An 11,063-nucleotide genomic window follows, 5' to 3' on the forward strand; every position below is an offset into this window, starting at 1 on the left:
GAGTTATTTGATTTCACAAGTTAAAGGACAAGCTGCATATACAGAGGTCTGTTGTAATTCTTCAGATTCTCCATGCAACCAGCTTAACCATTTGATTTGACTGGGGTGTACACCTTTGAGTGTCAGAACAGCAGCTGCGATCACAACTGCCAAAATATTGAATAAAATTAACCCACCGCCTACTAGTAAAACTGCACTAACAGGCATCACTGATTGTAAAACAATCGACAACAGACATCCAACCGTAGCCATCAAAACAACTAATGGAAAACCGACAACTAACAAACATACTGCCAACGTGAAAGTCCATATCAAAAAGCTTTTAATCATCATTAAGGAGTAGGTCTTTCCGAGATTAGAGCTTTGAGTTTGAGCCAAAACCATGACTTTTCCTCCTACAGGTACACAGCAATAAACGTAAATTTCAGTTAGATACCGCTGTTGGCGAATCAACTGATTCCTTCAGTGAATTCCAGTATATAAACAGGACTAGGAAAAATGAGCATTTAGTAACTTAACTTTACAGTTAATTTTTTGTAATTATGAATGTAAAGTTCAGTTGCTTTCTTGCTAGATCACTAGTTCCTGCTATCTACCTCAAGGAGTAGAAGCCCCATCACATCAGCTTGTAAAGGATAGTTTCAATGCCTCAAATTGATCCCCTTAATATTTCTTATAAAAAAGAGTACTGTCTCTCATAATTCGTCTATCTATCTGAAAAAAATACCTGCTGCTGATTTGGCTTTTAATTGCTAGTAAATTACCGTGATTTTGGGGAAAATTTTCTCATCTAAAAGCAAGAGATTTTCAAGATTCAATAAAAGTATTAATTATTGCTCTAATTTACCAGGGTTATTACTGAAGGATATCTCAGGATATAATGTGCTAAACAGGTGTATATGGACTTAATGTATTTCTAACATAATGGCAAAACTTGTATGTCATATAAAAAAGTATACTAGCAGCCATGCCAAATGTAACGAAATATTGCTTTAAAGTGTTCAGCTAAGGAACAGCAACAAACCTGCTGTCCGCCGTCCTTAGAATCACCGAGACAGCTTTTTTGCAGATTCAACTTGATAACTGCTTAATTTTGAAGATATATGACAGAAACATCGCCACCAGCCAATTCCAATCCTGTTGCTTCTCGGAATGTGCCACCCATGCCACCGCCACCACCATCATTAATGACACAGCGGCAGCATACACAAACTTTGGATATGTCAACCCATCGAAATACAACTCAACCTGCTCCACCGCCACCAGCAGCAGGTCATCGTCCAGGAACTCCCCCACCAGCAGCTAAAAGCAATCCTACTGGATTAAGTTTGGCGCAAATCATCAAAGAAGCTTTTGATAAAGGTTATTCCGATGTTCACTTGGGTGTAGGTGAAGTACCTCGCTTCCGCAACCGTGGCGAAATTCAACCAACCGAGTATCCAGAAACAGATCATGAAACTTTCATGGGTTGGTTGCGAGAGGTAATGACGGAAGCAGAAATTCAGCGATTTGAAGAACACCTAGAATTTGATGGTGCAACTCAGTATGAATTCGCCCGTGTACGGATTAACGTTTTTGGCTCAATGAAAGGCCATGCACTGGTGCTACGGTTAATTCCCCTAACAATCTTATCGATGGAACAATTGAGATTACCGCCAATTTTCCGAGATATCTGTCATCACCATAAAGGCTTAATCTTAGTCACTGGGCCGACTGGTTCTGGTAAATCAACAACTATGGCGGCGATGATTGACTATATTAATCGAGAAATGGCCAAGCACATCATCACCATTGAAGATCCTGTGGAATTTGTTCACAAAAGCCGCAAGTCCTTGGTCAAGCAAAGGGAAGTGGGGATGCACACCCGCAAATTTGATAATGCTTTAAAAGCAGCTTTGCGGGAAGATCCAGACTTGATTCTGGTGGGGGAAATGCGGGATAAAGAAACAGTCAATACCGCCTTGAAAGCTGCCCAAACTGGTCACTTAGTCATGGGAACCTTGCACACCAACAGTGCGGTGAAAACGATTGAACGGATTCTCAATTTATACTCTGGTGAAGAACAGGATGCCATGCGGGTAGCCCTGGCAGAATCTTTAGTAGCCATCATCGCCCAAGGATTATGTCGTACGACCGATGGTAAACGAGCTGCATTCCACGATATCTTAATTAACACTGAGGCGGTTAAAGAATGGGTCAAAGACGGTAAGTACGATGAAATTGGTGAACTGATGAAACAAGCCGGTTTTGACGGTATGATTACGATGAATCAGTCGCTACTCAATCTTTACCAAGAAGGTCGCATTACTGAAGAAACAGCTTTAGAAATGTCACCAACTCCTAACGAAATGGCTCAGTTTCTCCGAGGACGAGTTTAATTACAGTAAAGGTAAAAAGTAACGCCTCTACTTTTTACCTCCAATTTCCCCAACCCCTGTAACTAACTTGAGTACAAATAAACTCTTTTTACCTAAAGTTTTTAAAGGCATTGCCTTATTTACACCCGGAGGCGATTTGATTTATTGCATCGACCCGAATAAACAGGGTCGATGGCATTTGCATTTGTGTGCTGCGTTACAAGAAATTCTCGATTTACCAGAACCGCCTCATTTTTTAGTTCCTTGTTATACAGCTACAGTTGACCACTGGTTAGATCCCCATACTCATCAAATTCGGACTTTTGCAGAAGCCTATCCAGCAGTTCTGCAACATCAATCTTTATTAAATGCCATTTTTGATACGGGTGATTTAGTATGGCAAGCAACACCTTGGCAAGATGGATTATGCGATCGCATGGTGTTGGCAACTTATCGTTCTACATTTCCCCAACTTTGGGAAGACCACGACTTAATTATTAACTTAGACTTATCGGAAAAGGCTCCCAAATATTATCCACCAGTGAGAGCCACACAAAACGTACAGCAAAAAAATCAATGTTACGTTTTGCGTTTATTTATTGCCGGTCATAGTGCTAATACAGAAAGGATTCTGCATAATTTACACGAAATGTTAGAGCGATCGCTCAGATGTCCCTACACTATGAAAGTGATTGATGTTCTAACTCATCCAGAACAAGCAGAAATCGATCAGGTGTCTGCAACTCCTACTCTCGTAAAAGTTTGGCCTCAACCGATTCGCCGAATCGTTGGCGATTTAGATAACGCTGAGAAAATCTTCCAAATGTTAGGTACGAAAGAAAAGTTATAAAAAATTTATCAGATTTTGTGTTGAGCAAGTAAATATAGCAATCCTAGTTTGAGTTAAGAACACCAACAGAGCATTTTAGGACTGCTATATCAACAATTCAATCTCATAAACAGCGTTCAATTGTGGCTAACACAGACTGAGAAAGACTAGAAAAATCATAGCCGCCTTCCAAACCAAAGAGAATTTTCCGAGTTATACCCAAACAATATTCAGTAAATAAACCATAATCATCTGGTAGTAAATTCATATTTGCCAAAGGATCTGCGGTGTTAGCATCATAACCGGCGCTGACAATTAATAAATCAGGGTGAAAGTTTTCTAAGAATGGGATTAGTTTGTTTTCTAACAATGGGCGATAGGCAGAGATATTGCTACCAGGCGGCAGCGGCGCATTTAAAACGTTATTATGATAACCATGTTCCGATGCTTTTCCAGTACCGGGATAGCAAGGATACTGATGAAGAGAACAGTAGGCAATCTGTGGATGAGTTTCTACGATCGCCTGAGTTCCATTACCATGATGTACATCCCAATCGAGAATAGCCACACGCTTAATTTCTGGTTGTTCTAAAGCATAAAATGCGGCGATCGCCGCATTAGAAAGTAAACAAAAACCCATCCCTGCATCACTTTCCGCATGATGTCCCGGTGGACGCGCCAACACAAAAGCAGGATTTTCTTCAGCTAAGACAATATCAATACCATCTAGCCAAGCACTCACCGCCAATAAGGCTACATCATAGCTATTGGGAGAAACTGGGGTATCACCATCAAGATAGCCACCACCACTAGCAGAAATTTCCCCAAGTTTTTTCACGTAAGCTGGGCTGTGAGCTTGTAATAACAAAGACATCAGTGATGGTTTGTCGGCGACTGGAGTAGGCTCGCGCCAAGCAATCTTTTCGGCAAACGCAGCTTCTTTTAAAGCGTTGACAATCGCTGTCAAACGTTCTGGTTTTTCTGGATGATAATTTCCAGTCTTGTGATTCAAAAACTCATCAGAATAGATGACTGGGAGCATAGAAGGCAATCATCAAAGTTACTGAATGCCATTGTAGCTTCAGTAGTCTTTTGTCAATCTTATCAATTCATCAGTAGGTTCATCCTACATTTCGGAAACTAAAGCCGGGTTAATCTTTACCAAGTTCAGCAAGTAACCGCCTAATTACCACTGCATCTTCCGCATCAGGAACTTTGGATAAATAATTTTGTAAGTCTTCAGCTGCTTGTAGATGATGTCCTAGTTGATAGTAAAGCAGACCGCGATCGCGAATTTCTAACATCGCCATCGGAAATAGCAATAAAATTCGTTCTACCGCAGCCAGCGTTTTGGCCAAGTCTTGCTGCTTGAGATATATGTACTTTAAATTTGTCAGCATTCTGGCTAAAAATTGCCGATTGCTGACAGTGGCTAAAAATTCGGGTTTGAGGCTGACAGGTTGCTGAAACATCTGAGTCAGTCTTTCCTGACAGTCTTCTGCAAACATCACCTCACCACGATTGAACGCATCAACAAAAATCTCCATATCTGGAATATCTGGACGTATGAGAAAATGTCCCGGTAATCCTATACCCACCATCGGGAAATCAATTCTTTGGGCAATTTCTAGGTAAACCAGCGCTAAAGTAATCGGAATTCCTGTGCGACGGTCGATCACATCATTTAAAAAGCTGTTGCAGGGGTCATAATAGTTGCTATGATTGCCCGTAAATCCTAAATCATCATATAAATACTGATTCAAGCTTTGAATCAACCGTAGTGGATAACGTGAAGTTGGTAAACGTTCTTGAACCTCTTGTGCCATTGTATTGAGGGCATCGAGATATTCTTCCAGGTCAAGGTTAGGATATTCTTCTTGGGCAATGTACAGTGCTGCCTTAGCCAAGTTGATATACTCGTCAGGTTGCTGAATCTCTTGGTAAAAATATTGTCTTGCTGACGAGAAATTCATAAGCAAATTCGGCTGTAAATGTATAGATGAAGCCAGAGCAAATAGGGACTGAGCGATTTTTGCGCTTATCTTCATCTTAAGTTAAGAGGATGAAAGTAAAAACGCAGAATTGAGAATCAAGCAATTTCATCTAGATGTAAACGCCCGCGTCATTAATATTTAGTTTTGTGTTTGGACTGTAATGTAATATTCTTTACTTAAAATCCTGAAGGGGTGACAAAGCGGCTGAAGCCAAGAAAATAGAGGAGCGTGACCGTTTTGGGGTAAAAAAAGATAGGTCAGGTATTCTCAACAAGACCTATCAAATGATAATGTTACCTAAATTCTACCAAAACTGCTTTCAAAATGTACTGACACCCGCACAGTACAAGATGCTAGAAATCTTACTAATGCTATTGCAATTTCATAAAACTGTGACAATTGAGAAACTAGCAACAGTATTTCCACAACCGATAAAATTTGAAAGTCGGAGGCGGAGTATACAAAGATTTTTACTACTACCTCAGTTGTCGATTCCATATCTGTGGTTTCCCCTGCTCAAACGATGGGTGAAAAATAGTCTGAAAAGAGGAGAGAAACGGCTAATATTTGCGATTGATAGAACACAATGGCGTTCACAAAATGTATTTGTAATTAGTTTAATAGAACAAAAAAGAGCAATACCTGTGTACTGGCTATTGTTACCTAAAAAAGGATGTAGCAATTTGGGAGAGCAGAAAAAATTAATTCGTCCACTATTGCAGTTATTTAAGGGATATCAAATGCTGGTACTGGGAGATAGAGAATTCCACAGTATAAAACTAGCAAATTGGTTACATAGCAAGGGCATTGACTTTGTATTGCGTCAGAAACAAGGTACTTATATTCGGCAAGAAAACCAATCACACCAACGCTTACAATCTTTGGGATTAACTCCTGGCATCTCGTTTTTTTTGACAGGGATTCAAGCAACTAAACAGAAAGGGTTTGCCAATTTTAATCTCGCCGGATATTACAAGCGCAAATATCGTGGAGTTGTTGAGCCTGCTGGCTGGTTTTTATTAACTAACCTTGATAGTCTCAAAGATGCCATTAAAGCATTTAAGTTGCGGAGTGGTATCGAAGCCATGTTTAAAGATTGTAAAACTGGGGGGTATAATCTCGAATCTACTTATGCTGATGGTCAACGTTTGATAGCACTGATTTTATTAATTGCTATTGCCTATACTTGTGCTATTTTAGTTGGTCGTAATTCTCGCTCCTCTGGACTACAAAAATATGTTGGTCGTCTGAAGGAGTTACAACGATTGCACCGCCGACATAGTGCTTTTTGGATTGGTTTGTATGGTCAGTTATGGGTAGGGGCAATGGAATTTTGGGCTGATTTAGCTCATGAATTGATGCGCCTCAAGCCCAGTAAACTGCCATATTTTCAACAAGGTCTACGGGCTATGACTCTTATCCAGTCTGCTTTATAACTTTTTTGTCACCCCTTCAGCTTAAAATCTTTACCAAAATTAGACAAAATAATAATAAAACTTATCAACTAAATTGTGATTAATTATGATTGGAATTAGTTTTTATAAAATCTTTATTTCCGGGAAAGATATATAAAATTGTGTTTATTTTAATTTCAAATAAGCATCATATTGGATTTATATTATTTTTATATATAAATGTAAAAATCTTTTGAAGATATTGATTTTGTTTACAAAGTTTTATTGTAAAACTGAGCTTGTTTTTCGCTCATAAGCATTATTGAATCAATCTTTTAGAGTAAATATACATAATTTGAAATTTAATTATTGTGTAAACTACCGTATTTATACTATCCAAAAGAGTAGTTAACTATTAATGTAATTACATAGACAAGTGAGAGAAAAATAAAGTTCACCTCACTCATATCCTGAATGCAGAAATGTATTTTCAAGGTGTAGTTATAGTACCCATCTCAATTATCAGCGATCGCGGCTAGAGAATAAGTAATTTTGTGACCATAGCACTTGGGGCTTCATGGCATAAAATTTGCTGGAATTTTTCAAATTTCATCAAAAAATATTGGCACTATTCACGTTTAATTGGTAGAAATACATGAAATCTCTGAAGAGTTTTCTAAAAACTGGTGCATTTTCTTTATTAGGTTTAGGATTAGTCACTGCACCTGCTCAAGCTGTCAATATCACTACTAGCAGCGAAATCGACCCAAATGTGTTAGTTAACAACATTTTAGGTTCAGGGATTACAATATCTAATGCTACATACCAAGGTGCATCAATAGCATCTGGAACTTTTACAGGTGGTTTAGCTTCAGGTATTGGCATAGAAAGTGGTATTATTTTCACTACTGGTAATGCTAACTTGGCAATTGGGCCAAATACTAGTGAGAGTGCATCCAGGAAGAATAATCTTGCGGGAGATTCAGATTTAAGTGCTTTGATTTCTGGAGTCACAACTTTTGATGCTAGTGTCCTAGAATTTGAGTTTACATCAACAACTGGCAATCTCTTTTTTAATTATGTTTTTGCATCAGAAGAATATAATGAATATGTGAATTCTAAGTATAACGATGTATTTGGATTTTTCTTGGATGGAAAAAATATTGCCTTAATAGATGGAACTAACACCCCAGTTTCTATTAATACTGTTAACGGTGGTAATCCTTTCGGTAATAAGGCAACAAATCCACAATTATTTAATAATAATTCTATAGCTGATGGTGGAGCAATTTATAATCTTCAATATGATGGTTTCACAAATGTATTTTCTGCTCAATTCAAAGGATTAAGTGAAGGTACACATCGCCTGAAAATCGCAATTGCAGATGTGGGAGATTATCGTTATGATTCTGCTGTGTTTATTCAAGCAGGTACTTTTTCTGCTCAACCTCTAAAAGAAGAAGTACCCGAACCTACACCTGTTCTTCAACCAGAAATTCCCGAACCTACACCTGTTACTGAACAAAAAGTACCTGAGCCTACGACTGTTTTAGGTTTGTTGGCTAGTGCAGCCTTTGGTGCTACATCCCTACGCAAGTGGAAGTAACAAAAAACACTTAATTAATCCCTCTAAAGAGGGATTAATCTTCTGCGTAAGAATGCGATAGTAATAATTTAGATTGCAAAATTTTCAATCAATTATAAATTGCCTTAATTTGTAATTTTGACATCTCCAAACTTTTTCTAAAGTTATATCTCCAGCTAGATACTCAAAACTGAAAAGAAGCGAAACCATTCATAATTATTTGAGGAAATAAACATTATGAATAGTAATAATCTCTTGGTTAGGAAAAGTAAAAGATTGATTCAAAAGATAGCAGATATTCCCTTTGCAATTTTCTATCCCGAAAAATATAAAGACTACAGAGAACTGTCTTATTGGCAGGCTACTTTAGAAAAAGAAGGGCAACTTGGAAATGAACATTACTCATATTTTTACACTGCCTACTTTGATTTAGAACCCAGCTTTTATTCGAGTAAACGAGTTCTTGATATTGGTTGTGGGCCGCGTGGCAGCCTAGAATGGGCTGATTCAGCATCTGAACGGATTGGTTTAGATCCTTTAGCTGATGAGTATTTAAAGCTGGGAGCAGACAAACATAAGATGAGCTATGTGGCTGCACCCTCAGAAAAAATTCCCTTTGCCGAGCAATACTTTGATATAGTTTGCAGCTTTAATTCTTTAGATCATGTAGCAGACTATCAAGCAACGGCATCAGAGATTAAGCGAGTTGTCAAACCTGGTGGTTTATTTTTGATGATAGTAGAAGTCAATCATCCACCCCGCCCCCATGAACCTATTTCTCTGAGTTGGCAAACAACAGACGACTTCTTAGATGTATTTGATGTAATGAGTGTACGTCGTTACGAAATTGGCAATCACGATATATATGGTCAATTACTTAAAGACGATCGCTTTGATGAGACCAAGAAAAAGAAGCGCCCAGGAATCTTGACAGCTAAATTTGTCAAACGAGTATAAAAACTTTTTGTCTAAAATTACCTGTCCCTCAGCTGCAATTAGCACATTGCGAGATGTCACTGCCAGCATCTCGCAATTAAATCATTTCTGATTTTTCTCTGTCTACAAACATCAAAAATTAATCTCTTGATTACTTCGCATATCGACGCGGAGTATAAACTGAGATGCTACCATCACTACGTTGAATAGTTTTAGTTTGGCTAGAACCAACAATAATCACCGTTCGCATATCGGCGACATCTGGTGTTAACTGGTCAAGATTAATCACCTTAACCGTTTGTCCTGGTCTGCCCAGATTTTTACCTAATACTACGGGAGTTTCTGGTGGGCGATACCGCAGTAATATATCTCTGGTGGCTGCAAGTTGCCAAGTACGCTCTTTGGAAACAGGGTTGTAAAATGCGATCGCAAAATCTGCTTCAGCCGCCGCCGCAATTCGTTGTTCAATAATTGACCAAGGCTTCAAAATATCTGACAGTGAAATCGCGCAGAAGTCATGCCCCAAGGGTGCGCCAACCGACGCGGCTGCTGCTTGCATGGCAGAGATTCCTGGCGCAACGTAAATTTCGATACTGTCCCATTCTGGTTGAGGATGACGGTCAAGGACTTCAAACACAGCCGCTGCCATTGCATATATCCCCGGATCACCAGAAGAAACCACCGCGACATATTTACCTGTGGCGGCTAAATCCAGCGCCATTGTCGCCCGTGCAATTTCTTCACGGTTATCAGATTCATGGCGTTGTTTGCCATCAGCCAAAGCACCAACTAAATCGAGGTATGTTTTGTAACCTACAAGGTCAGTTGCAGCTTTGAGAATTTCCTTGACTTCTGGAGACATCCAAGATGCAGAACCGGGGCCAGTGCCAATTATGGCTAATTTACCACGCGGTTGACCAATGGTGTTGGGGTCAATTGGTTGGGGTGCGATCGCTAGTGCTATTTCAGTAGATGCAGTAGCAATTAGTTTACCAGATGAACCAGTTGCTTCCAGAGCGATCGCTTGTGCAGAGATATTACCTTGGGTAAAAAAGCGAGTAACGACACCAAAAGCATCAGCCATAGCATGAATTGACGGATTAGCTGCAATACTAATAGGGGCAAATATTCCAGCTACAGAGGCAGGTGCAAGTTTAGCATCTACGAGTATTTGCTCAACTCTAGTTAAATTAATAGAAGGATGAGTAATGGCGATCGCTATAGTTTTGGGATGGTAAACCAGACAATTAGCGGTAGAGTGTACTAAACTTTCTGTAACTCGAATTGTCAATTTTCCGTGAGTATCAATGGGTAATTGACTATTACTCAACCAAGGTGCAGTTCCTTCCAATTTTACCTGCGCCCCCGCTAACAAATCTGAAATAAAAGTTTTAGCATCATCTGAGTTGGCTAAATGATAGCCAGCAGGAGGCGATAACAACGCTGTCCGAAAACGAATATCCCCCGTAGTTGTAATCGCTGCTTTCACTTCCAACACCTCAGCAATGCGGCGTGCTAAATCATTGACTCCACTCAACCCACCCAATAAAGGCACTACCGCACTACCATCTTCCGCCACAGCCAACACGGGCGGTTCTTGACGCTTATCAGAAATCAAAGAAGCTAAGGTTCTAATCAGAATACCAGCAGCACAAATGCCAATTACGGGTGTTCCCGCAGCAAACAACTCCCGCAACGTCTCGCCAAAATTGCTAAAACTAACATCAACTCCAGAAGTGCGTCCTGCCAAACCATATAATCTTGCTCCTGGCAAGATACTCATAATTTTACGGGCTATGACCACACTATTTTGACCCAACACTACAACCGCAGGTACAACCTTGATCATGAGACTTCTGGAATTTGAGTAGATATCGTGCAGAGTTTATAGTATAAGTCTTGTAGAGACTTTGTAACGTCTCTACAAGACTTATAATTGGAATTCCCTCAGTCTGAGTAATTTTCAAT

9 protein-coding genes are annotated in these 11,063 nt (G+C 39.5%); 5 read left to right on the forward strand and 4 right to left on the reverse strand.

The window, feature by feature from the left end:
- Positions 1-3: 3 nt before the first annotated feature.
- On the reverse strand, positions 4-378 hold the full coding sequence (locus tag NOS7107_RS09665) for a hypothetical protein (protein ID WP_085999816.1): 375 nt from the start codon (positions 376-378) through the stop codon (positions 4-6).
- A gap of 725 nt (positions 379-1,103) precedes the next feature.
- Between NOS7107_RS09665 and NOS7107_RS09670 the strand changes: the two genes are divergently transcribed.
- Positions 1,104-2,378, forward strand: coding sequence for a type IV pilus twitching motility protein PilT (locus NOS7107_RS09670; RefSeq protein WP_015112788.1), 1,275 nt, complete (start codon positions 1,104-1,106; stop codon positions 2,376-2,378).
- Positions 2,379-2,445: 67 nt separating this feature from the next.
- Entirely contained in the window at positions 2,446-3,207 is a 762-nt protein-coding gene (locus NOS7107_RS09675; RefSeq protein WP_015112789.1) for a circadian clock KaiB family protein, read from the forward strand.
- A 103-nt stretch (positions 3,208-3,310) separates the two neighbouring features.
- Here NOS7107_RS09675 and NOS7107_RS09680 read toward each other — a convergent pair whose 3' ends face one another.
- The gene (locus tag NOS7107_RS09680; protein WP_015112790.1) at positions 3,311-4,228 is read right to left on the reverse strand and encodes a histone deacetylase; all 918 of its coding nucleotides are present in this window, start codon (positions 4,226-4,228) and stop codon (positions 3,311-3,313) included.
- Positions 4,229-4,337: 109 nt separating this feature from the next.
- Positions 4,338-5,159: a SirB1 family protein gene (locus tag NOS7107_RS09685; RefSeq protein ID WP_015112791.1), complete on the reverse strand. Its 822-nt coding sequence runs from the start codon at positions 5,157-5,159 to the stop codon at positions 4,338-4,340.
- 311 nt (positions 5,160-5,470) lie between these two features.
- Here NOS7107_RS09685 and NOS7107_RS09690 point away from each other — a divergent pair, with 311 nt between their 5' ends.
- From NOS7107_RS09690 to NOS7107_RS09700, 3 genes are all read left to right on the forward strand, one after another.
- Positions 5,471-6,616, forward strand: coding sequence for an IS4 family transposase (locus tag NOS7107_RS09690; protein WP_015110984.1), 1,146 nt, complete (start codon positions 5,471-5,473; stop codon positions 6,614-6,616).
- Positions 6,617-7,229: 613 nt separating this feature from the next.
- Positions 7,230-8,180: a choice-of-anchor L domain-containing protein gene (locus NOS7107_RS09695; protein WP_015112792.1), complete on the forward strand. Its 951-nt coding sequence runs from the start codon at positions 7,230-7,232 to the stop codon at positions 8,178-8,180.
- Between the two features lie 255 nt (positions 8,181-8,435).
- On the forward strand, positions 8,436-9,116 hold the full coding sequence (locus NOS7107_RS09700) for a class I SAM-dependent methyltransferase (RefSeq protein ID WP_172641459.1): 681 nt from the start codon (positions 8,436-8,438) through the stop codon (positions 9,114-9,116).
- Between the two features lie 130 nt (positions 9,117-9,246).
- Here NOS7107_RS09700 and cobJ read toward each other — a convergent pair whose 3' ends face one another.
- Positions 9,247-10,944 (reverse strand): precorrin-3B C(17)-methyltransferase, encoded by a 1,698-nt coding sequence (cobJ, locus tag NOS7107_RS09705; protein ID WP_015112794.1) that lies wholly within the window; start codon positions 10,942-10,944, stop codon positions 9,247-9,249.
- Between the last annotated feature and the right edge of the window lie 119 nt (positions 10,945-11,063).

This window comes from Nostoc sp. PCC 7107 (genome assembly GCF_000316625.1).
Lineage (GTDB): Bacteria > Cyanobacteriota > Cyanobacteriia > Cyanobacteriales > Nostocaceae > Nostoc_B.